The sequence below is a fragment of the Butyrivibrio sp. NC2002 genome, assembly GCF_000702265.1.
Lineage (GTDB): Bacteria > Bacillota > Clostridia > Lachnospirales > Lachnospiraceae > Butyrivibrio.
On sequence record NZ_KL370881.1, the window covers coordinates 1 to 25,365 of the forward strand.

Genomic DNA, 25,365 nt, shown 5'->3' on the forward strand with positions numbered 1-25,365 from the left:
TCGGTCCCTATCCGGCGCGGGCGTAGGATATCTGAGAGGAGCTGTCCTTAGTACGAGAGGACCGGGATGGACGGACCGCTGGTGTATCAGCTGCATCGCCAGATGCATAAGGCTGGGTAGCCAAGTCCGGAAGGGATAAACGCTGAAGGCATCTAAGCGTGAAGCCCCCCTCAAGATGAGATATCCCTGCTTCGGCAGTAAGACCCCTTAGAGACTATGAGGTAGATAGGCACAAGGTGTACGCACGGTAACGTGTTCAGCTGATGTGTACTAATAGGTCGAGGGCTTGTCCAAGAAGGACATAGAACGAAGAAGGATCTGAGATGTATTCAGTGTTCGGTTTTGAAGGTACGTTGTTACCATATATGGGGTCTTAGCTCAGCTGGGAGAGCATCTGCCTTACAAGCAGAGGGTCACAGGTTCGAGCCCTGTAGGCCCCATTTAAACATTTATATGTTTAATATTCCTCAATAGCTCAGTCGGTAGAGCATTCGGCTGTTAACCGAAGTGTCGTAGGTTCGAGTCCTACTTGGGGAGCTGATTGTTAGTGGACGTAATTTTGTTTTCACAATCAATTGAATAACTTATGGCTCCGTGGTCAAGTGGTTAAGACATCGCCCTTTCACGGCGGTAACACGAGTTCGAGCCTCGTCGGAGTCACTACTTGGAGCTTTAGCTCAGTTGGTTAGAGCAACCGGCTCATAACCGGTCGGTCCTGGGTTCGAGTCCCCGAAGCTCCACTAAAAAGTCGCTTTAAGAGCGACTTTTTGCTAATAATAGCCGGCGTGGCGGAACTGGCAGACGCCCGGGACTTAAAATCCCGTGGGTAGCGATACCCGTACCGGTTCGATCCCGGTCGCCGGCAGTAATGTGATTGGCTGTAAGCTTAGATTTTATCTGAGCTTGCAGCCTTCTTCTTTTTTATACATTTGGTTCAAAAGGGTGAGCGCTTTAAGAGCAAAATGTATAGGAACAGGCGACTTGGAGAATTTTTAAAAGAGCTTGATTTTACCGTGGGACATAGTACCGGAATTCCAACTATTCAAGAGGGACTACAAAGAAATGGTTCGCCCAGGTCAATCATTATTAAAATGATTGAGAATATGGCACAACTATATAACCGAAGATATTCTTGTCTTATAAGATTAGGCTCCTCAAATTTGAGGAGCTATAATCAAAAAATAGTTTCAATAATCTTATTTTTTGTTATTATAGAAGAAGTTTGAAATACGTGAGAGAGTTTTAGATGAAGCTGGGAGCATTTGCTAAAAATTCAATATTGCTTCTTATATTGCTTACCATTGTAGCAGGTGGCATCTTTTTTGATGCTCATGAAAGTTTGGAGTTATCAGATAGGTTTGGCTATGGAGTAGCTGCTGAGGAGTCTCAGACATCCAGACCATTGAATGCAAACTCTTATGTAAACTATAACATCGCTCATATACTGTCGGCAGCAGAAATAAAGGATATTAGTATTCTTGGCGAAGTAATTAAAAAGCTGGAAAGAAGTTCTTCAAGCAAGCGCATTGTCGTTCTGACACTGATTCTATGCTTCTTTCTGTCTATAGGTGTTTATTTTAAGTCTAATCTACCTTCAATCTTTCCCTGGGCAAATGTCATTTGTTCAAGGAACAATATCATGACCTTTATTCATGATAAGGACGGTCTAAAATAATCAATCCCCAAACAACTGAATAAAGAAAGTATTTGTCAATTTTTATTTGAGAAAAGGAGATTTAGAAATGGTTGCAAATGCGATTGCTGTTATATGCACGGGCCTTATAGTCGGTGCTGTTATTTGGGTGCTTATAGCTGAGCATAATGCCCCGGATTATGATGAAGACCAAATAAAGGAAAACAATGACAAGAAAGATTTGAGGGACAGAAAATGATTAATTTTATAACATACATATTCATTATTCTTATGGTAATCTGTGGCGTTTCAGGTACAGTTCATCCAATATCAGTCAATGTAGCATCTGTAGTTGACCTGGTTGTCTTGATCTTTACAAGCCTTTTAGCGCTTATGTATTCGAGAACATCGAATAGGCTAAACAGAATTGAAGGATGCTCATTGGTGCTGATATACCTTATCTATATTGGATATGCTATTTGTAGATGACAAGTGTAAGAGAAGAGTCAATATAGGGGCAGCATATTACTGCCCCTACATATGAAGGCTACATAATAGAGGAAGGTAGGACTAAATGAAGAAGAGGAAAGATTTGCAAGCTGCATTTCTGGTGATGATGCAATTAAGATGATAGAGGATTTGCGATGAAGCTGGATAACATAGAATGGATCTTTTTTGATGTTGGCTCAACTTTGGTAAGTGAGGAAAAGCCATTTTTACATAGACTACACGAAATTGCTAATGCTGTTAATGAACCTTTTGATGAGATACAGAATAAGGTTACTCAGCTTTATAAGGAAAAGAAAAAGGGAGAACAAGTGCTGATTCAGGAATACGGAATAGAAAGACCTCGCTGGAGAAGTGAAGATGAGGAATTGTTTCCGGAGTCATATGAGTGCCTTGAGCGATTGAGTAAGAAATATAAAATTGGAGTCATTGCTAATCAGCTTCCGGGAACAGCAGCCAGATTAGAAAAGCATGGTGTTTTAAAGTTTATAGATATTGTCATTGCTTCTGCAGAAGAAGGATTAGAGAAGCCTGATAGGAGAATATTTGAGCTTGCCTTATCAAGGGCTAATTGTAAACCTGAGAATGCTGTCATGATTGGAGATAGGGTTGATAATGACATAATACCTGCTAAGAAAATAGGTATGAAGACTGTTCGTGTGAAGCAAGGGATGTGGAAATACTGGGATGCTCTTGGCGAAGAGAAACAGGCAGATTTTGAGGTGGATGATCTGAGCGCGGTAATAGAGCTGTTTGGATTTTTAGCATAATTAAAATGGATAGGAATAATACATAATGAATATAAAAAATAAAGATATTACTATAAGAAATGCAGAAAAAACTGATTGTGAGCAGCTTGCTATATGGTGGAATGATGGTAAGGTTATGGCACATGCAGGCTTTCCTAACGGGCTTGGGACTACTGCAGATGAGATCCGGAATCAGATATCAAGTGACATGGACGAGACAAAGCGAAGGCTCATCATAGATTATAAAGGTAGTTCTATAGGAGAGATGAGTTATTACAACATGGGCGAAAATATTGCTGAAATTGGCATCAAGATCTGTGACAGCTTATATCAGGAAAAGGGATTAGGCAAAAAGATACTTAGCATGCTTATTGGCGAGTTATTTGCAAGAGGATATAAGAAGATTATTCTTGATACCAATTTAAATAACAAAAGAGCTCAGCATGTCTACGAGACTTTGGGTTTTAGCAAGGTTAGAGAAAATATAGATTCATGGACAAACCAGGTTGGAGAAATTCAGTCTTCAGTGGATTATGAACTGATACCGGAAAACTTTGTAGATTTTACATGACTATTAAAATATTAGTTTAAGGGAATGAATCATGGAAAAATGGGATGCATACGACAGTAAGCTTAATAAGATAGAGGGTGTAACTTTGATTCGTGGAGAGCAGGTACCAGAAGGATACTTCCATTTATGCAGTGAAATCATAGTAAGACATACAGATGGAAGCTATCTGATAATGCAGAGAGATAAGAGAAGGCACCTTGGAGGAATGTGGGAAGCAACTGCTGGTGGTTCTGCGCTGCAGGGTGAAGATCCATTAACCTGTGCAATGAGAGAACTACAAGAGGAAACTGGAATAGTATCAGATGAACTGATAGAAATTGGCCGTGTGTTACATCATGGGCATAAGACATATTATGTAGATTATCTTTGTACCACAGATGTTGATAAAGATAGAATTGTTTTACAGGAAGGTGAGACAATAGCGTTCAAATGGATAGATCCTGATGAGCTTCGTGCCATGTCTAGAGATAATTTGGCAACAATGCGTCAATTGAACTTTATAGAGGAACTGACCTAAAAATAGACAAAGTTGTCTAATCGAAAAAAAACGGCATTTTTATTATATCTTTTGTTGTACTTAGGGCTTTAGCGGCTATTTCATCCAGGCACAGAAAATGATGTATTGCCGTATGAGAGCGGAGGTGCATTATGACATTTGACGATGAAAAAGATTATATCATGCGCATCATTAAGGAAATGGTAAGGGTACTTTTTTCATTGATGCTAGGTAAAAAGTATGTTGCAGTAGAGATGGAGCGTGATAATGGCTATGAAGTTTCCGGGAGAAAACTTGCTGAGCTTCTTGAAATGATAGATTGCGGAGAGATAAATAAAGCTGAAAATCTCCTTTTGGAATCTCTTGATTATTCTGATAAGAATAGCATTGCTGCTGCGGCAATGTTCTATCAATATTTATCTGAGAAGGGGGAAGAGTTCCTTATAGAGCATGATTTCTCCAGGGAAGAAGTGCTTGATGGAATAAGCCGCTTAATGCGACAGGCAGGCTATGCTGATGTTATCGATATTGTAGAAGATACTGTTATTACTTGAAATGCTTTGTAATTAGGAAAAACAAATAAAAGTGGTATAACTAAATTTATATTTGACGGAGAAATTGAGTACGATTCAATGATTAATCCGCCAAGAAACAGAGAAGCCGGATTTCCTCGTGTGGGAAGGGATGTCACAAAAGTTCGATCCCGGTCGCCGGCAGTAAACATTAGAGAATCGTATTAGTTTGCGGTTCTCTTTTTTGTTGCCATCTTGTACTATAAAAGAGTGTGCATATATGTTGGATGGGGGAAGGAGAGACTTAATTATGGTTATACATCCAATTGAACCAATATATGATAAGAGTTCAAAAATACTTATTCTGGGAAGTTTTCCCTCTGTAAAATCAAGAGAGGAAGGCTTCTTTTACGGACACAAGCAGAATAGATTTTGGAAAGTAGTTTCCAGAGTCTTTGAAGAGGAAGAGCCAAGGACAATTGAGGAGAAGAAGGCTCTTTTGATAAGGAACAAGATTGCATTATGGGACGTGATACATTCTTGCGATATTGTAGGATCGTCGGACTCCAGCATCACTAATGTAGTGCCGAACGACTTAAGCCTTATCTTAAACACAGCGGATATCAAGACAATATACGTCAATGGTAAAACGGCACTTAAGTATTATGAAAAGTATACAGGGCCTGCTATCAAAAGGCCTGCGATTTGTCTTCCATCGACAAGTCCCGCAAATGCGGCCTGGAATATGGAAAAGCTTCTGAGTGCTTGGAAGATTATAAAAAAGTATTGACCTTGCCCTTGGGGCAGCCTTTATCATTTGAAAAAACGAAACAACAGGAGGATTACACAATGCAGATAGGAAGTTCAAATGATTCAGAAGCAGTAAAGGCGCAGTATGCCACATCAAAAGGATTAGATACCAGGTTATCTTTTCACGATAAATATTCCACAAATAAGCTGGGATACGGAAATTGGATAGTGTCCAATTATGAAATAGGGGAAGGCATGAAGGTTCTGGAACTTGGCTGCGGCACAGGAAGTTTGTGGATGGGAAGGGATGAACTTGTGGATAAGTTTGGCAAGTTTGTTTTAACCGACTTTTCGGAAGGAATGCTTGCTACAGCAAAAGGAAATCTTGGAGAGATAAAAAACTTAGAGTATAAACAGGCCGATATACAGGACCTCCCCTTCGAAGATGGCTCTTTTGATGTGGTCATAGCAAATTCCATGCTGTACCATGTGCCGGATATCATGAAAGGAATAAGCGAAGTTCGCAGAGTTTTGAAGGACGACGGAGTTTTTTATACTGCGACTCTTGGGGAAAATAACTTTACAGACATACTTGCTAAGTGGTTTGAACTTGGGGGCGAGAGCTTTAATCCAAACCATAACTTCACTATGCAAAATGGCGCAGGTATGCTGAAAACAGCTTTTGCAGATGTGGAAGGAAGGATTTACGAGGATTCACTTCATGTGACAGATATAGAGGACCTTGTTGATTATCTGTGCAGCCTTGCATCTTTTAAGGCGATAATGGATATTCCTGTGGATAAGATCGCTCAGATATTAAAAGAGCATGCGGTGGACGGAGCTATTGATCTGCCAAAGGAATATGGCATGTTCATAGCAAAAGGCTTGCGTAATTTTGGAGGAAGAGTATGAAGGCCCTGATAATAGGAGCCAGTGGTTTTCTTGGTGGAACTATATATTAGGGTTTAAGATTGTGTGAACGCGGATTATGGAGAAGAAGGTAATGACTGAAGAATGGCATTTAGATTTAGAAGACAACGAATGGCCACTTACAACAATTGACCATGACAGGATGATTGCAAGAGCAATTGTAGTTGATGATGAGGGCTATTTTTATTTTGTCAGGGCAAACAGAGATGATGATTTTGGTAAGGCGACACTTATTGAAACTGCCGGCGGAGGAGTGGAAGCCGGGGAAGATTTAGATACTGCTATCAGGCGAGAGCTAAAAGAAGAACTCGGCGCTGATGTGGAGGTTCTGGATAAGATCGGGGTAGTCAGCGATTACTACAATCTGATTCACAGGCATAACGTAAATAACTATTTTCTTTGCAAAGTGAAATCTTTTGGGGATAAGCATCTTACGCAGGACGAGATAGAGGATTTTCATCTTTCGACTTTGAAGCTTAAGTATGAAGAGGCGCTTGCTGAATATGATAGATGCAGATGCACAAGCCTTGGAAGACTTGTTGCGAGTAGGGAAGTACCGGTTTTGAAAAGAGCTAAGGAATTACTGCAGCAGGCAGCTGCCGAGCGAATTGTAGACGATGAGATTAAACTAATTCCTTACTACAGGAATGATGAGGTATCCCTTCCTTGGTATCAGAATCCGGATGTCTGTAACCAGGTTGATAATAGGGATGAGCCCTATGATCTGGAGCTCTTGCATCGCATGTATGATTTCCTCAGTTCTCATGGGAATTGCTACTACATAGATTACAAGGGAACTTTCGTCGGAGATGTCTCACTTAGGGATAACGCTGAAGTTGCAATTGTAGTTTGCAAGGAATATCAGAACCACCATATCGGCAGACGCTGCATAGAAGATATGCTGAAGCTTGCAAAGGAAAAGGGCATGGATACAGTTAAAGCAAATATCTATTCCTTTAATAAGCAGAGCCAGCGCATGTTTGAAGCGGTGGGATTTAAGAAGACTGATGAAGAGTGGTATGAATTTAAGGTGATGTGATGATCAAGCTAGAAACAGACAGACTTATATTGCGTGACTATGAAAAAAGCGATTTTGATGCGTACTTCAGACTCAAAACCGATGATGAAACCATGTATTATATGCAGGATATCAGGCTCAATTCCATAGATGACGCCAGGGCGGAATTTGCAGATGTGCTGGCAGATATGGAGAAAGCTGACAGGCAGTTTTACTTTTTACATATGGAACTTAAAGGTACTCACGAGCAGGTCGGCAGTATAGGATATACAGTCATAGATGATACTCCTGTAGGCAAGATTGTTCATTTGGGCTACTTTACATATCCGAAGTTCTGGAGAAATGGATATGTGTCTGAGGCGCTGCGCAGAGTATTGGAATATGCCTTTACTGAGAATAATGTGTACAGAATTACAACAGGATGTCTTGCTGAAAACATAGGCTCCGAGAGAGTTATGCAAAAGAACGGGCTTATTAAAGAAGCTGAGCATATTGACTACGAGTGGCATGACGGAAAGATGAAGACGCGCTTGGAGTACAGATTACTTAGGGAGGAATGGGAGAAGAATGGAATTAAGGAAAATAAACAATGAGGATGCAAAAGCGCAATGGGAATATACAACAGCACTTCCTACTGATGAGAACGGGTTGACCAATCCGTACAACGGAGTTTCTTACGATGAGTATATGGAAAAGACTAAGTGGTTTGAATAATTGGAGGTTATATGAATATTGCAGTTTTATCAGACATTCATGGAAATCATATTGCACTCAGAGAGAGTTTAAATTTTCTAGAGAATAAGGACATAGATGCATATTGTTTTTTAGGTGATTACACCGGAGAGTTTCCCGGAATAGAAGAGACCATGAAAATGCTCTATGATCTGCGCGATAGTAAGACTTGCTATTTTTTAAGAGGAAACAAGGAAAACTATCAGATAGATGAGCTTGGTGAAGACTACCCGGAATGGGACGCATATCCCAGTACCATAGGAATGCTAAGGTATGCGCATAAGCACCTTACTAAAGAGGATGTTGAGTTTTTTAACAGCCTCCCAATCACTATGACATTGAAGACAGAAGGTATGCCGGACGTTGTAATATGCCATGGTTCACCAAGGAAAGTGAACGAGAAATTTGCAAATAACGAGCAGAGCCTCAAAGAGGTTGTAGCAGAAACAAACGCAGAATACATCATCTGCGGACATACACATTACAGGATGGAGACCAGGGTTCAAGACACATATATCTGGAATCCCGGATCTGTTGGAGCATCCTGCGATGTGCCATATAGTTATCGCTTTATGATCATTCATGATAGCGCCGGAAAATGGGAGCCTGAGTTTATTTCTTTGGAAGCAGATACAGAAATGCTTATCGCAGAAATGAAGAAAGCCGGAATATATGAAACTGCGCCTTACTGGACCCGTTTTACGCAGCTGCTTGTTACAGGCAAGTGCGGAGATTACACCCACGGCGCTATGCTGAATCGTGCCATGGATCTATGCTATGAGAAATACGGCGAGTGCAACTGGCCCATGATTCCTGAGGAGTGCTATGCGGCAGCGTTTGAGGAAATCGTAAGTGAATGCGGGGAAATCAGATGCTGTGCTAACTGAGTACCTCTGGCCAATTGTTCGAGAGATGATTAAGACAGCTATAGAAAATAAGCAAAATCTCATAGTGGAGGGATGCTATGTGCCTTTTGCAGCAGGTATTTGCTATGTGGCCTACCTGATCTGGTTTTGGAATACTTGATGTATCGGGAAAATTTTTCAGGGATAAAAAGGGAGGAATAGTATGAAAATCGCAGAAGAAATGATAACACTTAAGGATGGAAGGAAGCTTACCCTTAGATCTGCTGAGGAAAAAGATGCTAAGGCAATATGAAAGTGCAAGAAGGCTAAAAAGGGAGGTTGATCATGGATAAAATTTGGGAAGAAATGTATAACGCTGCAAAGGCAGTGCTTAAACCGGCAACTATTTCTGATTATGTGTCTGCAGGAGAAGTTTCTGCAGCAGTTCTATCCAAAACCGGAAAGATATATACCGGTGTTTGTATCGATACATGTTCAACACTTGGGATATGTGCTGAGAGAAATGCAATCTTTAATATGATAACTAATGGCGAGTATGAAATTGACAGGGTTCTATGCATTCCTCCGAATGAAGGAAAAGGAGCACCTTGCGGCGCATGTAGAGAATTGATGACTCAGCTTATGCCCGGGAAATATAAAGATATTGATATCATGATCGATTACAGAGAAGGTCGTGTTATGAAACTGGGTGAGCTGACACCTGAATGGTGGATAGAATAATTGTATGCGAATTGCTAAAACGTCTTTCGGCGAAAGCTGATTTTGCTACAGTCTCAGGACGTATCGATAATCCTGACAATCCCTTTGCACTATACAGTTCATGTGGTTTTGTTCATCCTGTATTATGGCATATTTTGATAAAGTAGCAGAAAAAACTTAACAGCATCAGAAATAAAAAACGGTGATCATATTACCATGACCACCATTTTTTGATGATATTTTGTTATTTTCCCTATCTACTTGACAGGGGCTGTTCAATGTTCAGGGTGACAGCTTTTTATTTTATATGAGGAAATTGCTTTCCTATGAAATAGAAGTCGCTCTGTGAGGATGCGCACTATAAATGCGATATTTAGTCAGCTTCATTTATGCTTTCAGCTTCTTTCTTTGCAAGGACTCTGACACATGCTCCAAACACATTTCTCACAAAAGGTCCTGCAAAAAAGATCTGCCAGCACAATGCCATAGGGAAATTCATAGCCGTGGTCTGGAACCATACGGCGATAAATTCGGATCCGGCATTTTTAAATAAAAGAGTTGCAGCAAGACTCATCAATGGGCACATAAGACATACAGACATAGCAGAGATGCCTAGGATTATCATTATTACAGGGTCTTTTCCCGGAGTTACGAATCTAAAGGCGAGCATTTTTGCAAGCTTTCCAACAAACAGTAATTCTAAGACAATGGCAATCGGCCACATGATAAGTATTTCCTTGAATGCGGCGAGGAAAACATAATTATGCATTCCGCCTACATTTAAAGAAATATTGTAGCAAATCATTGCATAAACCATGACAAATGCCATGAAAACTGTGAAAATAAAATCCTGAAACTTATTCTGTGGTAACACGTTAAGGTTCTCCTTTCATGAAACGGGGGAAGACTTAAGCGTGTTGTTCGTTATCACCTGAAGGTGTGCGTTTCCAATGATACCTGCTATGAATCTTCTTTGATTTTTCGACAAGGAGAGATTATATCAGAAAAAGATAATGCATGTAATACCTTTTTTAAAATAAATAGAATATTCTAATGCATTCTCATATTAACAGAATTTATGCTATAATTACTTTGTTTTATTATAAGTATATGAACTTATAGACACTACAATTGACGAGTTTTAAAGGGGTATGAGTATTATTTTTATTGGGAGCATGTGAGAAAATAATACGTCTATGGGAGACATGAAAAAAACGATGATTAGTGTAAAAACATTTGGTGGTTTTGGTATTGAATGTGACGATAAACCGGTTACTTTAGGAAGAAATAAGGGGTCTAAGTATATACAGCTTATATCAAGGGTATGCGTTGCAGGAAAAAAGGGACTTTCAAAGGAAGCACTTCAGGAAGACATTTATTCGGATGATCTTAATTCTAAGAGCAATTTGAATAACAGTATGAACAACCTTATTTATCAGTTTAAAAAGGTTGCGGAAAAAGCTGGACTTCCTGAAGGCAAGATAATTGCCATTGTGGACGGAAAGTATAATACGGATCCCGATGTTGATGTTGTTACAGATGTTGTCCTTTTTGAGGATTACATTGCCAAAGCAAGAAAACAGGAAGATAAGGATAAGAAGACAGAGCTTTATGAAAAGGCTTTCAACTTATATAAAGGAGACTTTTTGCCCGAGCTCGACGACCTGTACTGGGTTTCCAGGAGAGCTGAGGATTACCGCGTCTTGTTTAATGAATGCCTGGATTATCTTTCGGATGTATATCTTGAAAAAAAAGAGTACAAAAAGATGGCCGATGCATACCACAAAGCTTGCGAGATTGATAGAGATTGTGAGTGGCAGGTCGGAGAGATCGATGCATACAGACTTCTTGGCGAGTACAACAAGGCTTATGTACTCTACGAGGAGATGATAAGATACTATGCTGAAGAACTCGGAATTTCTCCTACTGAAAAGATGCAGAAGTGCTATCAGGAATTGCAGGATTCGGTTTTCTCAAAGGGTAATAACGGCGAGGGTGCTGATCATGATATTTCCGGACTTGGCGACGAACTGCTCATGGATGAATACGGAAAACCTTATGAGTGTCTGTTCCCTGAAATGAGTGCTTCGTATCATATATTGAACAGAAATATGTCAAGACATGGTCTGACTGTTTTTCTTATGCTGATCACAATTGCTGATTATGAAGGCAAAGAGATTAAGCAGGAGGAAAAGGCTGAAAAAAGAATGGCAGCGCTTCGCGAGGCCATCAACGAAACTCTTAGACATAGTGATGCTTTTTGCAGGTATTCAAAGACTCAGTATCTGATTCTTTTGACTGGAACCGGGGTTGAAGAATGCACACTGGTTCACAGGAGACTTCAGGACAGGTTAAAAGAGGTTGCAGGTCCCAGAGCAAGTCTTAATTATAAGATCATAACTTATGATGATATGAATGAGAATGCTGAGGAAAAACAATAATCTACAGATTATAAAAGCTTTATACATTATTAATATAAAGAGTAGCTAACGTGGTATAATATACTTTGAAGATGACAGTCGGGGGATAATGGTCATCAGAACTTAAAGAGGGGGCATATAGGCAATTGGAGGGATGCCCATGGCAATAGGTAATTTGGATCTAACTATGCTCGACAGGTCTTACATGACTGAAGAGCAGAAATCACTTTTAAACATAAGTAATATTTCGCAAAAAGAAATAGAACAACTTCTTGTAATGAGAGGCCAGGTACAGCAGTTTCAGATAATGATGATGAAATATGACTGTGCACTTACAGAAGTAAGAACCAAGCTTGAAGTATTAAATAAGGAACTTTCATTAAAAAATAACAGAAATCCTTTTGAAAGTATAAAGAGCCGTGTTAAGACACCGGTTAGCATATATGAAAAGCTTAAGAGAAAAGGAATCCCCTTTTCTCTTGAAAATATAGAAGAACACATATCGGATATAGCAGGAGTGCGTGCTATATGTTCGTTTGTCGATGATATCTATATGCTGGCTGACTGCTTAAAAAAACAGGATGATGTAAATGTTCTTGTTGAAAAAGATTATATTTCGATTCCTAAGGATAGCGGATACAGAAGTCTTCACCTGATCATAGAGGTTCCTATTTTTCTGACTGATGAAAAGGAAATGATGAAGGTAGAGGTACAGTTCAGGACAATAGCCATGGATTTCTGGGCAAGCCTTGAACATAAGATGAAATATAAAAAGGACATTGAGAATGCTGAGCTCATTTCTGAAGATCTGAAATTCAGTGCTGATCTTATAAATCAGCTTGACAGAAGAATGCAGCAGATTCGTGAGAGAATAGATGCTGGCGATGGTTCTCCGTATAGCTTAAGACCGACTGAAGAAGAGGAAAAAGCTTCAAGTGAGACCATGGAGATTATCAGAAGAGAGATAATCGCGGAACAAAAAGCCGCGGAAAAGAAGAAAAAATAATAAAAAATCAAGCCGCCCGGTACAAATTTGTACCAGGCGGCTTTGCTATCCTTACAATTACTTCATTATTTTATAGTAAGGAAGTATATGGGTAATATCATAATATTTTCTCTAAATGTCTATCAGATTCAGTTTGAAGCTGTCCATCTTCCGCTTGCTCCGCAAGGAAGGGTAAGACCATTGGATTTTACAGGAAGACCGACCTCGTCAGCTTCTACGATTCCTTTATGCAAAGGATCGATTGCGGTATGTATCATATAGGAAAGAACTGCCGGCTGCAGGCCTGTCGTATATGAATTGATCAAAAAGAAAAGTGGCTTGTCAGATAAAAGCTTTACTGACCTTAATATAAGATCATATACGCAATCCTCAAGTTTCCATATTTCTCCCTTAGGACCTCTTCCGTATGAAGGAGGATCCATTATGATAGCATCGTAGTGATTACCTCTTCGGATTTCTCGGTCAACAAATTTACCGCAGTCATCCACAAGATATCTTATTGGAGCATCTGCAAGTCCTGATGAAGCAGCATTTTCTTTTGCCCATTGAACCATGCCTTTTGCAGCATCCACATGAGTAACAGCAGCACCTGCTTTAGCAGCAGAAACCGTAGCGCCACCCGTATAAGCAAAAAGGTTTAGAACCTTTATCGGGCGGTCTGCTTCCTTTATAAGCTTAGAAAACCAATCCCAGTTTGCTGCCTGTTCCGGAAAAAGACCGGTATGCTTGAAGCTAAATGGCTTTAAATTGAACGTTAATTCTCCATAATTAATACTCCATTCTTCAGGCAGTGATCTGAAATCCCATTCTCCGCCACCCTTTGAGCTTCTCAAATATCTTGCATTGAACTTTTTCCAGCCCATATGCTTTTTCTCAGTATTCCATATAACCTGAGGGTCGGGTCTGACGAGCATATAGTCGCCCCATCGCTCAAGCTTTTCTCCCTTTGAAGTATCTATAACTTCGTAATCGGACCAATTATTTGCAATCCACATAAAAACTCCTTATATTTATGAAAGTACGACTTCTTGCGGGAAAAAAGAAAAAACTCACAAGAAGACAATCATTACCTATATTATAGAAGAAACAAATATAGATTGTAGCCTAAAATACTGCAAAAGCGAACTGAAAAGGAAAATAGATTAAAATACATCAAGTAAAAAAGCTGAATATTGCTTATTTTTCGTAAAAAGTAATTAATTTTAAAATAATGCTTGCATCAAAGAAAAAGATAATGTATAGTAATCAATGCTGTGACATGATAGCTGTGAAGCGTGAGGTTGCCACTTTATCCAGTGAGGTGGGTTTTCCGTGGAGCGAATGTCAAGAGACCATAAGGTCTAAGAATCTGACGACAAGTCACTGTACAAACAAATTGTCTGCAAAGCATAGCAAGCAGAAACGACGTGTGAAAATTGATGGTTTATACATCGCGACACACACGGGAGAGTGTACAGTCACCGCTTGTCGTACTTATCTAATTAAAGTGCGAAAAGGAGGCGACTTTTTTTATGGCAAATCAGGTAATGAGAATTACATTGAAAGCGTATGATCATCAGCTCGTTGATGCTTCTGCAAAGAAGATCATTGAGACAGTCAAGAAGAACGGTTCTCAGGTTAGCGGACCTGTACCGCTTCCCACTAAGAAGGAAGTAGTTACAATTCTTCGTGCGGTACACAAGTACAAGGATTCCAGAGAGCAGTTCGAGCAGAGAACTCATAAGAGACTGATTGATATCATAACACCTACACCTAAGACAGTTGAGGCTCTTCAGAGATTAGAGATGCCCGCAGGTGTAAACATCAATATCAAGATGAAATAATTCATCTGTAACTAATGTAAACCTCTACTAGTATGATGCGAGGCGCATGATGCCGTGAAAACTGGAGAGTTGCATAAGGCAATTAAAGCGACATTGCGAAAGTAGTAAGCATCCGCTGTAGATGTAATAAGGAGGTAAAAACAATGAAGAAGGCTATCTTAGCTACGAAGGTCGGAATGACTCAGATCTTCAACGAAGACGGTTCACTGATCCCTGTAACAGTATTACAGGCAGGTCCTTGTGTAGTAACACAGATTAAAACCGTTGAAAATGATGGTTACAGTGCAGTTCAGGTTGGATATGTTGATAAGAAAGAAAAGATCATCAACAAGGATAAGAACGGCAAAAAGACTATCGTTCATGCACATGGTGTAAACAAGGCTCAGCAGGGACATTTCAAGAAGGCAGGAGTAACATGCAAGAGATTTGTTCGTGAGTTCAAGTTTGAGAATGCAGCTGAGTATGAACTTGGCAGCGAGATCAAGGCAGACATCTTTGCACAGGGCGATAAGATTGATGCAACTGCAATCTCTAAAGGTAAGGGATTCCAGGGCGCTATCAAGAAGAATGGTCAGCACAGAGGACCTATGGCTCACGGTTCTAAATTCCACCGTCACCAGGGTTCAAATGGTTCCAGTTCTGATCCTAGCCGTGTATTCAAGGGAAAAGGAATGCCTGGTCACATGGGAAGCGTAAAAGTTACTGTACAGAATCTTGAAATTGTACGTGTTGACGCAGACAAGAATCTTATTCTTGTTAAAGGCGCTATACCCGGACCTAAGAAGGGACTTGTAACAATCAAGGAAACCACAAAGGTAGAGGCATAATACTTTTCGAAAGGAGGATATACAGATGGCTAACGTATCTGTTTATAATATGGAAGGCAAAGAAGTTGGCAATATCGAGCTTAGCGATGCCATTTTCGGAGTTGAAGTAAACGAACACTTAGTACACCTTGCAGTAGTTCAGCAGCTCGCTAACCTGCGTCAGGGTACTCAGAAAGCTAAGACACGTTCCGAAGTTCGCGGAGGCGGTCGTAAGCCTTGGAGACAGAAGGGAACCGGTCACGCAAGACAGGGATCCACAAGAGCTCCTCAGTGGACAGGAGGCGGAGTTGTATTCGCACCCGTTCCGAGAGATTACTCATTCAAGATGAACCAGAAAGAGAAGAGAATCGCTCTTAAATCTGCACTTACAGATAAGGTTCAGTCTGGTAAGCTTGTTGTTCTTGATGAGCTTAAATGCGATGAGTTCAAGACAAAGAAAATTGCAGAGGTTATGAACAACCTCAAGGCTACACGTAAGGCACTTGTTGTTGTAGCTGAGAATGATGAAAAGGTTATGAAGTCAGCTAAAAACCTTCCTGAGGTTAAGACAGCTCTTACAAATACCATCAATGTTTATGACATTGTAAACGCACACACAGTTGTTCTTACTAAGGACGCTGTAGCAAAGATCGAGGAGGTGTATGCATAATGGCAGCAATACAGTATTATGACGTAATTCTTGAGCCTGTACTTACAGAGAAGAGCATGAATGCCATGAGCGAAAAGAAATACACTTTCTTCGTTCATCCTGAGGCTAACAAGACAATGATAAAAGAAGCTGTTGAGAAGATGTTTGATGGCGCTAAGGTTGCTAAGGTAAACACACTCAATGCTGATGGTAAGCTTAAGAGAAGAGGTATGACCTACGGAAGAACAGCCAAGGTTAAGAAGGCAATTGTTCAGCTTACTGAAGATAGTAAGGATATAGAGATTTTTCAGGGACTTTAATTAAACCGTAAACTATACGCACAGGATCAAAATTAAGTCCGGATCCAGGCAACAGCCGTGCGTGATAAACACAAAGGAGATAATCATGGGAATTAAGAAATATGGCCCATATACACCGTCCAGAAGAAACATGACAGGTTCTGATTTCTCAGAAATCACAAAGAAGACTCCTGAGAAGAGCCTCCTCGTTTCTAAGAATTCAATCGCTGGACGTAACAACCAGGGTAAAATCACAGTAAGACATCGCGGTGGCGGTGGAAGAAGAAAGTACAGAATCATCGATTTTAAGCGTTATAAAGATGAGTGCACAGCAAAGGTTATCGGTATCGAGTATGATCCTAACAGAACAGCTAATATTGCACTTATTGAGTATGAAGATGGTACAAAGGCTTACATCCTTGCTCCTCAGGGATTAAAGGATGGTATGACTATCATGAATGGTCCCGATGCTGAAGTTCGTATCGGTAACTGCCTCCCTCTTGCAAACATACCTGTCGGTGAAAGCGTACACAACATTGAGTTGTATCCCGGAAGAGGTGGTCAGCTTGTTCGTTCAGCTGGTAATTCTGCACAGCTTATGGCTAAAGAAGGAAAGTATGCAACACTTCGTCTTCCTTCAGGCGAGATGAGACTTGTTCCCATCGAGTGCCGTGCAACAGTTGGTACTGTAGGTAACATTGATCACAACCTTATCAACATCGGTAAAGCAGGACGTAAGCGTCACATGGGTATTCGTCCCACAGTTCGCGGTTCTGTTATGAACCCGAATGATCACCCGCATGGTGGTGGTGAAGGTAGAGCACCTATCGGTCGTCCCGGCCCGTGCACACCTTGGGGTAAGCCTGCTCTTGGTTATAAGACACGTAAGAAGAAAAAGGCTTCTAACAAGATGATCATCAGAAGAAGAGATGGTAAGGCTATAAAATAAGCCGTGTTGAAAATAAGGGGATGTAAATTCACATAAGACATATAACACAGTCTTGTGTGGACATCCTGAGTTAGAAAACGTATAGAAGAGTTATACGAGAGGAGAATGACAATGTCTAGATCACTTAAAAAGGGACCTTTCGCAGATGCAAGCCTTCTGAAGAAGATCGATGCAATGAATGCTGAGAATCAGAAGCAGATCATCAAGACATGGTCTCGTCGTTCCACGATATTCCCTTCCTTCGTTGGACACACAATCGCTGTTCATGACGGAAGAAAGCATATTCCGGTATATGTAACGGAAGATATGGTTGGTCACAAGCTTGGTGAGTTTGTTCCTACAAGAACCTACAGAGGTCATGCAGGTAATTCACCTGAAAAGAAGGGTGGAGTTCGCTAAGTATAGCGTGATCCCGTTCAACATTGAAAGGAGGATAATCTATGGCTACAGCACATAGATCTCAAGTTAAGAGAGAGAGAAATGCCAAGAAGGATAACAGACCTTCAGCAAAATTATCTTACGCAAGAATCCCCGTTCAGAAGGCATGTTTCGTAATGGATGCCATCAGGGGTAAGGACGTTGAGACAGCACTTGCTATTTTGGAGTACAATCCGAGATATGCTTCCAGCGTTATTTACAAGTTACTTAATTCTGCAATTGCTAATGCTGAGAACAACAATGGCATGAACAGAGCAAACCTTTATATTGCAGAATGCAATGCAAGCAATGGCCCGATTATGAAGAGAATTCAGCCTAGAGCTCAGGGTAGAGCTTACAGAATTCAGAAGAGATTAAGCCATTTGACTGTAATTCTGGATGAGAGATAAGAAAGGAGAAAGTAAGTTCAATGGGACAGAAAGTTAATCCTCATGGCCTCAGAGTCGGCATCATTGCAGATTGGGATTCCAAATGGTATGCAGAGAATGGCGAGTTTGCAGACAATCTTGTTGAAGATTACAAAATAAGAAAGTTTCTTAAGAAGAAGCTCTATGCTGCAGGCATCTCAAAGATTGAAATTGAGAGAGCTTCTGATCGTGTAAAGGTTATCGTTTACACAGCTAAGCCCGGTGTTGTAATTGGTAAGGGCGGTGCAGAAATCGAAGTTACTAAGAAAGAACTTTCTAAGATCACAGATAAGAAGGTTCTTGTAGATATTAAAGAAATCAAGAAGCCCGATAAGGATGCTCAGCTCGTTGCAGAGAACATTGCACAGCAGCTTGAGAACCGTGTATCTTTCCGCCGTGCTATGAAGTCATGCATGAGCAGAACAATGAAGACAGATGCTCAGGGTATTAAGGCTTGCTGCAGCGGACGTCTTGGTGGCGCTGATATCGCAAGAAGTGAGTTCTACAGTGAGGGTACAATTCCGCTGCAGACACTTAGAGCAGATATTGATTATGGATTTGCTGAGGCAGACACAACTTATGGTAAAGTTGGTGTTAAGGTATGGATCTACAAGGGTGAAGTACTTCCTAAGAGAGCATCCGAGAATTCAGAAAAGGAAGGGAGCGATAAATAATGTTAATGCCGAAGAGAGTTAAGCATCGTAAGCAGTTCCGCGGTTCTATGGCTGGTAAGGCTACACGTGGAAACACAATCGCATACGGTGAGTATGGAATAGTAGCGCTTGAGCCCTGCTGGATTCGTTCAAATCAGATCGAGGCAGCCCGTGTCGCTATGACTCGTTTCATCAAGCGTGGTGGTCAGGTTTGGATCAAGATTTTCCCTGACAAGCCTGTTACAGCAAAACCTGCTGAAACTCGTATGGGTTCCGGTAAAGGTTCTGTAGATTACTGGGTAGCTGTTGTTAAGCCTGGACGTGTTATGTTTGAAATCGGCGGTGTCGATGAGGAAGTTGCAAGAGAAGCACTTCGTCTTGCTACACATAAACTTCCTTGTAAGTGTAAGATTGTTTCAAAGGCTGATTTGGAAGGCGGTGCATCCAATGAAAACTAATAAATATGTAGAAGAGCTGAAAGCTAAGTCTGCTGAGGAACTCAGCCAGGAGCTTGTATCAGCAAAGAAGGAACTTTTTAATCTGAGATTCCAGAATGCAACTAACCAGCTGGATAACACAGCTAGAATTAAAGAGGTTAGAAAGAATATTGCTAGAATTCAGACTGTGATCACACAGAATGCAGCACAGTAATGAAGTGGGATCCTGAAAGGAGTATATCGTGGAAAGAAATTTAAGAAAAACGCGTGTTGGTAAAGTAACAAGCGATAAGATGGATAAGACCATCACAGTTTCCATCGAAGATCATGTAAAACATCCTCTTTACAAGAAGATTGTTAAAAGAACCTATAAGCTGAAGGCTCATGACGAAAACAATGAGTGCCGCATAGGTGATACAGTCAAGGTTATGGAAACAAAGCCAATCTCTAAGGATAAGAGATGGAGACTGGTTCAGATTATTGAACGTGCTAAGTAATTAGCTGATAGTTGATAATAAAAGGAGAAATAACATGATTCAGCAGGAAAGCAGACTTAGAGTTGCTGATAACACAGGTGCAAAAGAGCTTTTGACAATCCGTGTTATGGGTGGTTCTACAAGAAGATATGCGAGAATCGGCGATGTAGTTGTTGCTTCGGTTAAAGAAGCAACACCCGGCGGTGTTGTAAAAAAAGGTGATGTTGTTAAAGCAGTTGTCGTACGTACCGTAAAGGAGACTCGTCGTAAGGATGGTTCTTATATTCGTTTTGACGAGAACGCTGCAGTCATCATCAACGATGAAGGCACACCTAAGGGAACTCGTATTTTTGGACCCGTTGCAAGAGAGCTTCGTGATAAAAAGTATATGAAGATACTTTCTCTTGCTCCGGAAGTATTATAAGGAGGCGCCGAATGTCTACAAGTAAGATTAAGAAGGGCGATACTGTTAAAGTTATTGCCGGCAAGAGCAAAGATAAAGAAGGCAAGGTACTCTCTGTTGACCTTAAAAACGGTAAGGTTGTAGTTGAAGGTGCAAATATGGTTACAAAGCATACAAAGCCTTCAGCTTCAAATCCTAACGGTGGTATTATTCAGCAGGAAGCTCCTATGGACATCTCCAATGTTATGTATGTTCATAAAGGAAAGGCTACCCGTGTTGGTTTCAAGGTAGAGGACGGCAAAAAAGTTCGTGTTGCTAAATCAACCGGTGAAGTCATTGACTAATTGAGAAAGGAGGTAAGGAGCTTTGAGTAGATATAAGGATTTATATAAAAACGAGATTATGGATGCTATGACAAAGAAGTTCGGTTATAAGAACGTCATGGAAGTTCCGAAGCTCGATAAGATTGTAATAAACATGGCTGTAGGTGAAGCAAAAGAAAACGCAAAGGTTCTTGAGAATGCTGCAAATGATATGCAGATTATTTCCGGTCAGAAGCCTGTTTATACTAAGGCAAAGAAGTCCATCGCTAACTTCAAGATTAGAGAGGGTATGCCGATTGGATGTAAGGTAACACTTCGTGGTGAGAAGATGTATGAGTTCATGGATCGTCTCGTTAACCTGGCACTTCCTCGTGTACGTGACTTCCGTGGAGTTAACCCTAACGCATTTGATGGTAGAGGTAACTATGCTCTTGGTATTAAAGAGCAGCTTATCTTCCCTGAAATCGAGTACGATAAGGTTGATAAAACAAGAGGAATGGACATCATCTTTACAACAACTGCCAAGACTGATGAAGAGGCAAGAGAGCTTTTAAGACTCTTCAACATGCCTTTCGCTAAGTAATAATAGGAGGAATCGAGACACATGGCTAAATTATCCATGAAGGTAAAACAGCAGATGAAACCCAAATTTTCTACACGTGCATACAACCGTTGCAGAATCTGTGGTCGTCCGCATGCTTATCTTAGAAAGTACGGAATTTGCAGAATTTGTTTCCGTGAGTTAGCTTACAAGGGTGAGATCCCAGGTGTACGTAAGGCTAGTTGGTAATAAAACATTGCGGCTTCGTGTCTCTGTGCATACAGGCACAGTAAGGCGAAGCAATAATAGAAAATTAAGGAGGCTTTTTCAAAATGGCAATGAATGATCCTATTGCAGATATGCTTACAAGAATTCGTAATGCAAACACTGCAAAGCATGACACAGTTGACGTTCCTTCTTCAAAGATGAAGCTTGCTATTGCAAACATTCTTCTTGATGAAGGTTATATCAAGAAACTTGATGTTGTTGAAGAGAACGGTTTCAAGTCTCTTCACATCACACTTAAGTATGGTGCTGACAGAAACGACAGAGTTATCACTGGACTTAAGAGAATTTCTAAGCCCGGTCTGCGTGTATACGCAGGTAGAGATGAACTTCCCAGAGTTCTTGGTGGACTTGGTATCGCTATCATCTCAACAAACCAGGGTGTTGTAACTGATAAAAAGGCAAGAGAGCTCCAGGTTGGCGGCGAAGTTCTTGCATTTGTTTGGTAAATTGGAGGTACGGGCATGTCACGAATTGGAAAAATGCCAATCGCTCTTCCTGCTGGTGTTACAGTAGAAGTAGCAGAAAATAATAAGGTGACTGTTAAGGGTCCTAAGGGCACTCTTGAGAGAGTTTTCCCTGCAGAGATGCAGTTCGAACAGAAAGATGGTCAGATTGAAGTAAAGAGACCTGATGATCAGAAGAAGACAAGAGCTCTTCACGGACTTAGTAGAAGTCTTCTTAACAACATGGTTGTTGGTGTTACAGATGGCTACGAAAAGAAGCTTGAAGTTAACGGTGTAGGTTACAGAGCAGCAAAGAGCGGCAAGAAACTCACCTTGACCCTTGGTTATTCACATCCTGTTGAACTCGAAGATCCTGAAGGAATCGAGACAGTTGTAGATGGTAATGCTATCATCGTCAAGGGTATAGACAAAGAAAAGGTTGGCCAGTTTGCAGCAATCATCAGAGAGAAGAGAGCTCCTGAACCTTATAAGGGCAAGGGTATCAAGTATTCTGATGAAGTTATCCGCCGCAAGGTTGGTAAGACCGGTAAGAAGTAATAGATAAGGAGAGTAAAAAATGGTTAGTAAAGAATCCAGACAGAAAAGTCGCGAAAAGAAGCATCTGAGAATTCGTAATCGTTTTAGCGGCACTGCTGAAAGACCGCGCCTTGCAGTTTTCAGAAGTAATAATCATATGTATGCTCAGGTTATCGATGATGTTGCCGGTAAGACACTTGTTTCAGCTTCCACACTTGAGAAGGACATTAAGTCAGCTCTTAAGGCTACAGATAATGTTGATGCAGCTGCATATGTTGGTGATGTTGTTGCTAAGAGAGCAATGGAGAAAGGTATCAAAGCCGTTGTTTTCGATAGAGGTGGTTACATCTACCATGGTAAGATAGCAGCACTCGCAGAAGCAGCTAGAAAAGCAGGCTTAGAATTCTAAGGAAGGGAGAAAGATAATGAAGCGTACAATCGTTGATGCAAGTCAGCTTGAATTAACAGATAAAGTCGTTACCATCAAGCGAGTTACAAAGGTTGTTAAGGGTGGACGTAACATGAAGTTCACAGCACTCGTTGTAGTTGGTGACGGAAACGGTCATGTAGGTGTTGGTCTTGGTAAGTCAACTGAAATACCTGACGCAATTCGCAAGGGTAAGGAGGATGCTACAAAGAACCTCATCACAGTTCCGCTTGATGAGAACAACAGTATCACACATGACTTCGTTGGTAAGTTCGGTTCAGCAGAGGTTCTGCTTAAGAGATCCCCGGAAGGTACTGGTATCATCGCCGGTGGTCCTGCTCGTTCAGTTTGCGAACTTGCTGGAATTAAGAACATTCGTACAAAGTCACTTGGTTCTAATAATAAGCAGAATGTTGTTTATGCAACAATCAATGGCCTTGGAAGTCTTAAGACTCCTGAGGAAGTTGCAAAGAAGCGTGGCAAATCTGTAGAAGAAGTTATCGCTTAATCAAGCAACAGCTAGTAAAGGAGAAAATCAATGGCAGCTAAGAATGAAAGTGGAAAAAAGCTTAAAATCACATTGGTTAAGTCCACTATTGGTGCTGTTCCGAAGCAGAGAGCTACGGTAAAATCAATGGGATTTAAGAAACTTAACAGCAGTGTAGAATTGCCGGATAACTCTTCTACAAGAGGACAGATCCAGCAGATCAGACACCTTGTTAAGGTCGAAGAACTGGACTAATATAAGGAGGAAAGTCATGGAATTATCAAATTTGAGACCTGCTGAGGGTTCTGTTCAGAGTGACAATTTCAGAAGAGGCCGCGGTCATGGTTCAGGAAATGGCAAGACTGCAGGTAAGGGACACAAAGGACAGAAGGCTCGTTCAGGTGCTCCCAGACCGGGATTTGAAGGTGGACAGATGCCTCTGTTCCGTCGTCTTCCTAAGAGAGGCTTTAAAAATATCAACTCAAAGAACATCGTAGCTATAAATGTAAGTTCACTTGAGCGCTTTGACAACGGTAGTGTTGTTGATATACAGGCACTTAAGGATAACGGTATCATCAAACATGAGTATGATGGTGTCAAGATACTTGGAAACGGTGAATTTACCAAAAAGCTTACGGTTAAAGTAAATGCATATAGTGCATCTGCTAAGGAGAAAATCGAAGCTCTTGGGGGAACGGCAGAGGTGATTTAATGTTCACAACCATTAAGAATGCATTCAAAATCAAAGATATAAGACTTAAAATGTTGTTTACATTTGCTATGCTCTTAGTAATAAGACTTGGTTCAGCAATACCTGTTCCTGGAATGAACGTTAGTGTATTCCAGGAATGGTTTGCACAACTTTCTGAGAACAACGCATTTGGTTTTATGGATCGATTTACAGGTGGATCATTCGAGAATATGTCAATTTTGGCACTCAATATCACACCTTACATTACATCTTCTATCATCATTCAGCTCCTCACAATTGCTATTCCAAAATTTGAGGAATGGCAGCGTGATGGAGAAGATGGAAGAAAAAAACTTGCAGCTTTAACAAGATATATTACAGTGGTTCTTGCTCTTGTAGAATCAATCGCCATGGCAGTTGGATTTTACAGAAGCGGATTTCTTATTGAAAAATCCCCGCTTTATGTAATTGAAATTGTTGCAGCTCTTACAGCAGGAAGTGCATTCCTTATGTGGATCGGTGAGCGTATTACAGACAATGGTGTAGGAAATGGTATTTCTATAGTTCTTACAATTAACATCATTTCAAGAATGCCTTCCGATTTAAGCAGTCTGTTTACACAGTTTGTGACAGGAAGTAAGAATGTTGCAAGCGGAGTTGTGGCTGCAATAGTTATTATTGCAGTAATAATTGCAATGGTTGTTCTGGTTGTTCTTTTGAACGGCGCTGAGCGTAGAATACCTGTACAGTATGCAAAGAAAATTCAGGGCAGAAAAACATATGGAGGAAATCATTCAGAGATACCTCTTAAAGTTAATACTGCCGGTGTTATGCCGATTATCTTTGCAATGTCACTTTTCCAGTTCCCTATCATAATCAGTCAGCTTGTTGGATACAAGGGAACCGGTGTATGGAGTGAAATACTTAAATATCTGAATCAGAGTTATTGGTGTGATACATCTAATTTGAAGTATTCAGTTGGGCTTGTTGTATATGTTTTATTGCTTATATTCTTTGCATATTTCTATACATCTATCACATTTAACCCGCTCGAAATTGCAGATAATATGAAAAAACAGGGTGGATTTATTCCGGGTATACGTCCTGGAAAACCCACAAGTGATTATTTAACAAACATTTTAAACTACATCATATTTATAGGAGCAATTGGTCTTACAATTATTGGTGTATTACCGATCTTCTTTAATGGTGTATTTGGAGCTAACGTATCATTTGGTGGTACGAGTTTAATCATTGTTGTAAGTGTTATTCTTGAAACGGTGAAACAGATTGAATCACAGATGTTGGTACGTAACTACAAAGGTTTTTTAGATGATTAAAACAAAAGAGGTTTTGAGGCATTACTATTTATAGTGTGCCTCCAGACCTCTTATTGTGG

The 25,365-nt window shown here is 40.6% G+C and carries 40 protein-coding genes, 5 tRNA genes, 1 rRNA gene and 1 pseudogene; 45 read left to right on the forward strand and 2 right to left on the reverse strand.

What is annotated here, in order from left to right; all coding sequences use genetic code 11:
• The 21 genes and pseudogenes from T543_RS10825 to T543_RS10910 all read left to right on the forward strand — a co-directional run.
• Window positions 1-294 (forward strand): 23S ribosomal RNA (locus T543_RS10825); the annotation flags it as partial.
• Between the two features lie 73 nt (window positions 295-367).
• Window positions 368-440, forward strand: a tRNA-Val gene (locus T543_RS10830).
• A gap of 24 nt (window positions 441-464) precedes the next feature.
• A tRNA-Asn gene (locus tag T543_RS10835) sits at window positions 465-537 on the forward strand.
• Between the two features lie 51 nt (window positions 538-588).
• Window positions 589-660 (forward strand) — tRNA-Glu (locus T543_RS10840).
• Window positions 661-666: 6 nt separating this feature from the next.
• Window positions 667-740 (forward strand) — tRNA-Ile (locus T543_RS10845).
• Between the two features lie 39 nt (window positions 741-779).
• Window positions 780-865: transfer RNA gene (locus T543_RS10850), tRNA-Leu, on the forward strand.
• 381 nt (window positions 866-1,246) lie between these two features.
• Window positions 1,247-1,675, forward strand: coding sequence for a hypothetical protein (locus T543_RS10855; RefSeq protein ID WP_035768473.1), 429 nt, complete (start codon window positions 1,247-1,249; stop codon window positions 1,673-1,675).
• Between the two features lie 67 nt (window positions 1,676-1,742).
• A complete protein-coding gene (locus tag T543_RS15895; protein WP_155843250.1) occupies window positions 1,743-1,892 on the forward strand; it encodes a hypothetical protein in 150 nt (49 codons plus the stop codon).
• On the forward strand, window positions 1,889-2,122 hold the full coding sequence (locus tag T543_RS10860) for a hypothetical protein (RefSeq protein ID WP_035768475.1): 234 nt from the start codon (window positions 1,889-1,891) through the stop codon (window positions 2,120-2,122). The genes T543_RS15895 and T543_RS10860 overlap by 4 nt, the downstream gene beginning before the upstream one ends.
• A gap of 155 nt (window positions 2,123-2,277) precedes the next feature.
• Window positions 2,278-2,910 (forward strand): HAD family hydrolase, encoded by a 633-nt coding sequence (locus T543_RS10865; RefSeq protein WP_051638725.1) that lies wholly within the window; start codon window positions 2,278-2,280, stop codon window positions 2,908-2,910.
• 25 nt (window positions 2,911-2,935) lie between these two features.
• Entirely contained in the window at window positions 2,936-3,460 is a 525-nt protein-coding gene (locus T543_RS10870) for a GNAT family N-acetyltransferase (RefSeq protein ID WP_035768477.1), read from the forward strand.
• Between the two features lie 31 nt (window positions 3,461-3,491).
• Complete coding sequence (locus T543_RS10875) at window positions 3,492-3,977, forward strand: NUDIX hydrolase (RefSeq protein WP_081830046.1); 486 nt, start codon at window positions 3,492-3,494, stop codon at window positions 3,975-3,977.
• A 131-nt stretch (window positions 3,978-4,108) separates the two neighbouring features.
• On the forward strand, window positions 4,109-4,510 hold the full coding sequence (locus T543_RS10880; protein WP_035768482.1) for a DUF6483 family protein: 402 nt from the start codon (window positions 4,109-4,111) through the stop codon (window positions 4,508-4,510).
• Between the two features lie 268 nt (window positions 4,511-4,778).
• Entirely contained in the window at window positions 4,779-5,258 is a 480-nt protein-coding gene (locus T543_RS10885) for a DNA-deoxyinosine glycosylase (RefSeq protein WP_155843252.1), read from the forward strand.
• 59 nt (window positions 5,259-5,317) lie between these two features.
• Window positions 5,318-6,130 (forward strand): class I SAM-dependent methyltransferase, encoded by an 813-nt coding sequence (locus T543_RS10890; RefSeq protein WP_035768487.1) that lies wholly within the window; start codon window positions 5,318-5,320, stop codon window positions 6,128-6,130.
• Window positions 6,131-6,221: 91 nt separating this feature from the next.
• Entirely contained in the window at window positions 6,222-7,187 is a 966-nt protein-coding gene (locus tag T543_RS16290; RefSeq protein WP_242839507.1) for a GNAT family N-acetyltransferase, read from the forward strand.
• Window positions 7,187-7,759, forward strand: coding sequence for a GNAT family N-acetyltransferase (locus T543_RS10900; protein WP_035768489.1), 573 nt, complete (start codon window positions 7,187-7,189; stop codon window positions 7,757-7,759). Before T543_RS16290 ends, T543_RS10900 begins: the two co-directional genes overlap by 1 nt.
• The gene (locus T543_RS15900; protein WP_155843254.1) at window positions 7,734-7,880 is read left to right on the forward strand and encodes a hypothetical protein; all 147 of its coding nucleotides are present in this window, start codon (window positions 7,734-7,736) and stop codon (window positions 7,878-7,880) included. Before T543_RS10900 ends, T543_RS15900 begins: the two co-directional genes overlap by 26 nt.
• A gap of 11 nt (window positions 7,881-7,891) precedes the next feature.
• On the forward strand, window positions 7,892-8,785 hold the full coding sequence (locus T543_RS10905; protein ID WP_051638726.1) for a metallophosphoesterase family protein: 894 nt from the start codon (window positions 7,892-7,894) through the stop codon (window positions 8,783-8,785).
• Window positions 8,763-8,873: pseudogene (locus T543_RS16580) on the forward strand (adenylate kinase); the annotation flags it as partial. The gene T543_RS10905 and the pseudogene T543_RS16580, both read left to right, overlap by 23 nt.
• Before the next feature lie 215 nt (window positions 8,874-9,088).
• Entirely contained in the window at window positions 9,089-9,484 is a 396-nt protein-coding gene (locus T543_RS10910; protein WP_035768491.1) for a cytidine deaminase family protein, read from the forward strand.
• A 352-nt stretch (window positions 9,485-9,836) separates the two neighbouring features.
• Here T543_RS10910 and T543_RS10915 read toward each other — a convergent pair whose 3' ends face one another.
• Window positions 9,837-10,292 (reverse strand): DUF2798 domain-containing protein, encoded by a 456-nt coding sequence (locus T543_RS10915; RefSeq protein ID WP_051638793.1) that lies wholly within the window; start codon window positions 10,290-10,292, stop codon window positions 9,837-9,839.
• A gap of 388 nt (window positions 10,293-10,680) precedes the next feature.
• Here T543_RS10915 and T543_RS10920 point away from each other — a divergent pair, with 388 nt between their 5' ends.
• Both T543_RS10920 and T543_RS10925 read left to right on the forward strand, forming a co-directional pair.
• A complete protein-coding gene (locus T543_RS10920) occupies window positions 10,681-11,904 on the forward strand; it encodes a bacterial transcriptional activator domain-containing protein (protein ID WP_035768495.1) in 1,224 nt (407 codons plus the stop codon).
• Window positions 11,905-12,043: 139 nt separating this feature from the next.
• Window positions 12,044-12,889: a GTP pyrophosphokinase gene (locus tag T543_RS10925; protein ID WP_081830049.1), complete on the forward strand. Its 846-nt coding sequence runs from the start codon at window positions 12,044-12,046 to the stop codon at window positions 12,887-12,889.
• 128 nt (window positions 12,890-13,017) lie between these two features.
• Here T543_RS10925 and T543_RS10930 read toward each other — a convergent pair whose 3' ends face one another.
• Window positions 13,018-13,884 carry a class I SAM-dependent methyltransferase gene (locus T543_RS10930; RefSeq protein ID WP_035768497.1) on the reverse strand — a complete coding sequence of 289 codons (867 nt, stop codon included), beginning with the start codon at window positions 13,882-13,884 and terminating at the stop codon, window positions 13,018-13,020.
• A gap of 516 nt (window positions 13,885-14,400) precedes the next feature.
• Here T543_RS10930 and rpsJ point away from each other — a divergent pair.
• The 22 genes from rpsJ (at window position 14,401) to secY (ending at window position 25,306) form a co-directional block, all read left to right on the forward strand.
• The gene (gene rpsJ, locus T543_RS10935; RefSeq protein ID WP_022761340.1) at window positions 14,401-14,712 is read left to right on the forward strand and encodes a 30S ribosomal protein S10; all 312 of its coding nucleotides are present in this window, start codon (window positions 14,401-14,403) and stop codon (window positions 14,710-14,712) included.
• A 143-nt stretch (window positions 14,713-14,855) separates the two neighbouring features.
• The gene (gene rplC / locus T543_RS10940; RefSeq protein WP_035768499.1) at window positions 14,856-15,539 is read left to right on the forward strand and encodes a 50S ribosomal protein L3; all 684 of its coding nucleotides are present in this window, start codon (window positions 14,856-14,858) and stop codon (window positions 15,537-15,539) included.
• 25 nt (window positions 15,540-15,564) lie between these two features.
• Entirely contained in the window at window positions 15,565-16,188 is a 624-nt protein-coding gene (rplD, locus tag T543_RS10945) for a 50S ribosomal protein L4 (RefSeq protein ID WP_035768501.1), read from the forward strand.
• Window positions 16,188-16,487 carry a 50S ribosomal protein L23 gene (gene rplW, locus T543_RS10950; RefSeq protein WP_035768504.1) on the forward strand — a complete coding sequence of 100 codons (300 nt, stop codon included), beginning with the start codon at window positions 16,188-16,190 and terminating at the stop codon, window positions 16,485-16,487. The genes rplD and rplW overlap by 1 nt, the downstream gene beginning before the upstream one ends.
• An 85-nt stretch (window positions 16,488-16,572) precedes the next feature.
• On the forward strand, window positions 16,573-17,415 hold the full coding sequence (rplB, locus tag T543_RS10955) for a 50S ribosomal protein L2 (protein ID WP_035768505.1): 843 nt from the start codon (window positions 16,573-16,575) through the stop codon (window positions 17,413-17,415).
• A 111-nt stretch (window positions 17,416-17,526) separates the two neighbouring features.
• Window positions 17,527-17,814, forward strand: coding sequence for a 30S ribosomal protein S19 (gene rpsS / locus T543_RS10960; protein WP_035768513.1), 288 nt, complete (start codon window positions 17,527-17,529; stop codon window positions 17,812-17,814).
• A 41-nt stretch (window positions 17,815-17,855) separates the two neighbouring features.
• On the forward strand, window positions 17,856-18,242 hold the full coding sequence (rplV, locus tag T543_RS10965; RefSeq protein ID WP_035768514.1) for a 50S ribosomal protein L22: 387 nt from the start codon (window positions 17,856-17,858) through the stop codon (window positions 18,240-18,242).
• A 20-nt stretch (window positions 18,243-18,262) separates the two neighbouring features.
• Window positions 18,263-18,934, forward strand: coding sequence for a 30S ribosomal protein S3 (rpsC, locus tag T543_RS10970; RefSeq protein ID WP_035768515.1), 672 nt, complete (start codon window positions 18,263-18,265; stop codon window positions 18,932-18,934).
• The gene (gene rplP / locus T543_RS10975) at window positions 18,934-19,371 is read left to right on the forward strand and encodes a 50S ribosomal protein L16 (RefSeq protein ID WP_022761332.1); all 438 of its coding nucleotides are present in this window, start codon (window positions 18,934-18,936) and stop codon (window positions 19,369-19,371) included. Before rpsC ends, rplP begins: the two co-directional genes overlap by 1 nt.
• On the forward strand, window positions 19,361-19,564 hold the full coding sequence (rpmC, locus tag T543_RS10980; RefSeq protein ID WP_026493608.1) for a 50S ribosomal protein L29: 204 nt from the start codon (window positions 19,361-19,363) through the stop codon (window positions 19,562-19,564). The genes rplP and rpmC overlap by 11 nt, the downstream gene beginning before the upstream one ends.
• Before the next feature lie 28 nt (window positions 19,565-19,592).
• Entirely contained in the window at window positions 19,593-19,847 is a 255-nt protein-coding gene (gene rpsQ, locus T543_RS10985) for a 30S ribosomal protein S17 (RefSeq protein ID WP_051638727.1), read from the forward strand.
• 34 nt (window positions 19,848-19,881) lie between these two features.
• Entirely contained in the window at window positions 19,882-20,250 is a 369-nt protein-coding gene (rplN, locus tag T543_RS10990) for a 50S ribosomal protein L14 (protein ID WP_035768517.1), read from the forward strand.
• An 11-nt stretch (window positions 20,251-20,261) separates the two neighbouring features.
• The gene (gene rplX, locus T543_RS10995; RefSeq protein WP_035768518.1) at window positions 20,262-20,573 is read left to right on the forward strand and encodes a 50S ribosomal protein L24; all 312 of its coding nucleotides are present in this window, start codon (window positions 20,262-20,264) and stop codon (window positions 20,571-20,573) included.
• A 22-nt stretch (window positions 20,574-20,595) separates the two neighbouring features.
• Window positions 20,596-21,135, forward strand: coding sequence for a 50S ribosomal protein L5 (gene rplE, locus T543_RS11000; protein WP_035768519.1), 540 nt, complete (start codon window positions 20,596-20,598; stop codon window positions 21,133-21,135).
• Between the two features lie 21 nt (window positions 21,136-21,156).
• Window positions 21,157-21,342: a type Z 30S ribosomal protein S14 gene (locus tag T543_RS11005; protein WP_022761326.1), complete on the forward strand. Its 186-nt coding sequence runs from the start codon at window positions 21,157-21,159 to the stop codon at window positions 21,340-21,342.
• An 83-nt stretch (window positions 21,343-21,425) separates the two neighbouring features.
• Window positions 21,426-21,827 (forward strand): 30S ribosomal protein S8, encoded by a 402-nt coding sequence (gene rpsH / locus T543_RS11010; protein WP_035768520.1) that lies wholly within the window; start codon window positions 21,426-21,428, stop codon window positions 21,825-21,827.
• 15 nt (window positions 21,828-21,842) lie between these two features.
• A complete protein-coding gene (rplF, locus tag T543_RS11015) occupies window positions 21,843-22,382 on the forward strand; it encodes a 50S ribosomal protein L6 (protein WP_035768521.1) in 540 nt (179 codons plus the stop codon).
• Window positions 22,383-22,401: 19 nt separating this feature from the next.
• Window positions 22,402-22,770: a 50S ribosomal protein L18 gene (gene rplR, locus T543_RS11020; RefSeq protein WP_035768522.1), complete on the forward strand. Its 369-nt coding sequence runs from the start codon at window positions 22,402-22,404 to the stop codon at window positions 22,768-22,770.
• Window positions 22,771-22,786: 16 nt separating this feature from the next.
• A complete protein-coding gene (gene rpsE / locus T543_RS11025; RefSeq protein ID WP_035768523.1) occupies window positions 22,787-23,296 on the forward strand; it encodes a 30S ribosomal protein S5 in 510 nt (169 codons plus the stop codon).
• A gap of 30 nt (window positions 23,297-23,326) precedes the next feature.
• Complete coding sequence (gene rpmD / locus T543_RS11030; RefSeq protein WP_035768524.1) at window positions 23,327-23,530, forward strand: 50S ribosomal protein L30; 204 nt, start codon at window positions 23,327-23,329, stop codon at window positions 23,528-23,530.
• Window positions 23,531-23,546: 16 nt separating this feature from the next.
• Window positions 23,547-23,987 (forward strand): 50S ribosomal protein L15, encoded by a 441-nt coding sequence (gene rplO, locus T543_RS11035; protein ID WP_035768525.1) that lies wholly within the window; start codon window positions 23,547-23,549, stop codon window positions 23,985-23,987.
• Window positions 23,987-25,306 carry a preprotein translocase subunit SecY gene (gene secY, locus T543_RS11040; protein ID WP_035768526.1) on the forward strand — a complete coding sequence of 440 codons (1,320 nt, stop codon included), beginning with the start codon at window positions 23,987-23,989 and terminating at the stop codon, window positions 25,304-25,306. The genes rplO and secY overlap by 1 nt, the downstream gene beginning before the upstream one ends.
• The last annotated feature ends 59 nt before the right edge of the window (window positions 25,307-25,365 follow it).

Bases quoted from the DNA above. Each gene is read 5' to 3' on its own strand.
- T543_RS10855 (WP_035768473.1), top strand. From the start codon at position 1,247: ATGAAGCTGGGAGCATTTGCTAAAAATTCAATATTGCTTCTTATATTG.
- T543_RS15895 (WP_155843250.1), top strand. From the start codon at position 1,743: ATGGTTGCAAATGCGATTGCTGTTATATGCACGGGCCTTATAGTCGGT.
- T543_RS10860 (WP_035768475.1), top strand. From the start codon at position 1,889: ATGATTAATTTTATAACATACATATTCATTATTCTTATGGTAATCTGT.
- T543_RS10865 (WP_051638725.1), top strand. From the start codon at position 2,278: ATGAAGCTGGATAACATAGAATGGATCTTTTTTGATGTTGGCTCAACT.
- T543_RS10870 (WP_035768477.1), top strand. From the start codon at position 2,936: ATGAATATAAAAAATAAAGATATTACTATAAGAAATGCAGAAAAAACT.
- T543_RS10875 (WP_081830046.1), top strand. From the start codon at position 3,492: ATGGAAAAATGGGATGCATACGACAGTAAGCTTAATAAGATAGAGGGT.
- T543_RS10880 (WP_035768482.1), top strand. From the start codon at position 4,109: ATGACATTTGACGATGAAAAAGATTATATCATGCGCATCATTAAGGAA.
- T543_RS10885 (WP_155843252.1), top strand. From the start codon at position 4,779: ATGGTTATACATCCAATTGAACCAATATATGATAAGAGTTCAAAAATA.
- T543_RS10890 (WP_035768487.1), top strand. From the start codon at position 5,318: ATGCAGATAGGAAGTTCAAATGATTCAGAAGCAGTAAAGGCGCAGTAT.
- T543_RS16290 (WP_242839507.1), top strand. From the start codon at position 6,222: ATGACTGAAGAATGGCATTTAGATTTAGAAGACAACGAATGGCCACTT.
- T543_RS10900 (WP_035768489.1), top strand. From the start codon at position 7,187: ATGATCAAGCTAGAAACAGACAGACTTATATTGCGTGACTATGAAAAA.
- T543_RS15900 (WP_155843254.1), top strand. From the start codon at position 7,734: ATGGAATTAAGGAAAATAAACAATGAGGATGCAAAAGCGCAATGGGAA.
- T543_RS10905 (WP_051638726.1), top strand. From the start codon at position 7,892: ATGAATATTGCAGTTTTATCAGACATTCATGGAAATCATATTGCACTC.
- T543_RS10910 (WP_035768491.1), top strand. From the start codon at position 9,089: ATGGATAAAATTTGGGAAGAAATGTATAACGCTGCAAAGGCAGTGCTT.
- T543_RS10915 (WP_051638793.1), bottom strand. From the start codon at position 10,292: ATGGCATTTGTCATGGTTTATGCAATGATTTGCTACAATATTTCTTTA.
- T543_RS10920 (WP_035768495.1), top strand. From the start codon at position 10,681: ATGATTAGTGTAAAAACATTTGGTGGTTTTGGTATTGAATGTGACGAT.
- T543_RS10925 (WP_081830049.1), top strand. From the start codon at position 12,044: ATGGCAATAGGTAATTTGGATCTAACTATGCTCGACAGGTCTTACATG.
- T543_RS10930 (WP_035768497.1), bottom strand. From the start codon at position 13,884: ATGTGGATTGCAAATAATTGGTCCGATTACGAAGTTATAGATACTTCA.
- rpsJ (WP_022761340.1), top strand. From the start codon at position 14,401: ATGGCAAATCAGGTAATGAGAATTACATTGAAAGCGTATGATCATCAG.
- rplC (WP_035768499.1), top strand. From the start codon at position 14,856: ATGAAGAAGGCTATCTTAGCTACGAAGGTCGGAATGACTCAGATCTTC.
- rplD (WP_035768501.1), top strand. From the start codon at position 15,565: ATGGCTAACGTATCTGTTTATAATATGGAAGGCAAAGAAGTTGGCAAT.
- rplW (WP_035768504.1), top strand. From the start codon at position 16,188: ATGGCAGCAATACAGTATTATGACGTAATTCTTGAGCCTGTACTTACA.
- rplB (WP_035768505.1), top strand. From the start codon at position 16,573: ATGGGAATTAAGAAATATGGCCCATATACACCGTCCAGAAGAAACATG.
- rpsS (WP_035768513.1), top strand. From the start codon at position 17,527: ATGTCTAGATCACTTAAAAAGGGACCTTTCGCAGATGCAAGCCTTCTG.
- rplV (WP_035768514.1), top strand. From the start codon at position 17,856: ATGGCTACAGCACATAGATCTCAAGTTAAGAGAGAGAGAAATGCCAAG.
- rpsC (WP_035768515.1), top strand. From the start codon at position 18,263: ATGGGACAGAAAGTTAATCCTCATGGCCTCAGAGTCGGCATCATTGCA.
- rplP (WP_022761332.1), top strand. From the start codon at position 18,934: ATGTTAATGCCGAAGAGAGTTAAGCATCGTAAGCAGTTCCGCGGTTCT.
- rpmC (WP_026493608.1), top strand. From the start codon at position 19,361: ATGAAAACTAATAAATATGTAGAAGAGCTGAAAGCTAAGTCTGCTGAG.
- rplN (WP_035768517.1), top strand. From the start codon at position 19,882: ATGATTCAGCAGGAAAGCAGACTTAGAGTTGCTGATAACACAGGTGCA.
- rplX (WP_035768518.1), top strand. From the start codon at position 20,262: ATGTCTACAAGTAAGATTAAGAAGGGCGATACTGTTAAAGTTATTGCC.
- T543_RS11005 (WP_022761326.1), top strand. From the start codon at position 21,157: ATGGCTAAATTATCCATGAAGGTAAAACAGCAGATGAAACCCAAATTT.
- rpsH (WP_035768520.1), top strand. From the start codon at position 21,426: ATGGCAATGAATGATCCTATTGCAGATATGCTTACAAGAATTCGTAAT.
- rplF (WP_035768521.1), top strand. From the start codon at position 21,843: ATGTCACGAATTGGAAAAATGCCAATCGCTCTTCCTGCTGGTGTTACA.
- rplR (WP_035768522.1), top strand. From the start codon at position 22,402: ATGGTTAGTAAAGAATCCAGACAGAAAAGTCGCGAAAAGAAGCATCTG.
- rpsE (WP_035768523.1), top strand. From the start codon at position 22,787: ATGAAGCGTACAATCGTTGATGCAAGTCAGCTTGAATTAACAGATAAA.
- rpmD (WP_035768524.1), top strand. From the start codon at position 23,327: ATGGCAGCTAAGAATGAAAGTGGAAAAAAGCTTAAAATCACATTGGTT.
- rplO (WP_035768525.1), top strand. From the start codon at position 23,547: ATGGAATTATCAAATTTGAGACCTGCTGAGGGTTCTGTTCAGAGTGAC.
- secY (WP_035768526.1), top strand. From the start codon at position 23,987: ATGTTCACAACCATTAAGAATGCATTCAAAATCAAAGATATAAGACTT.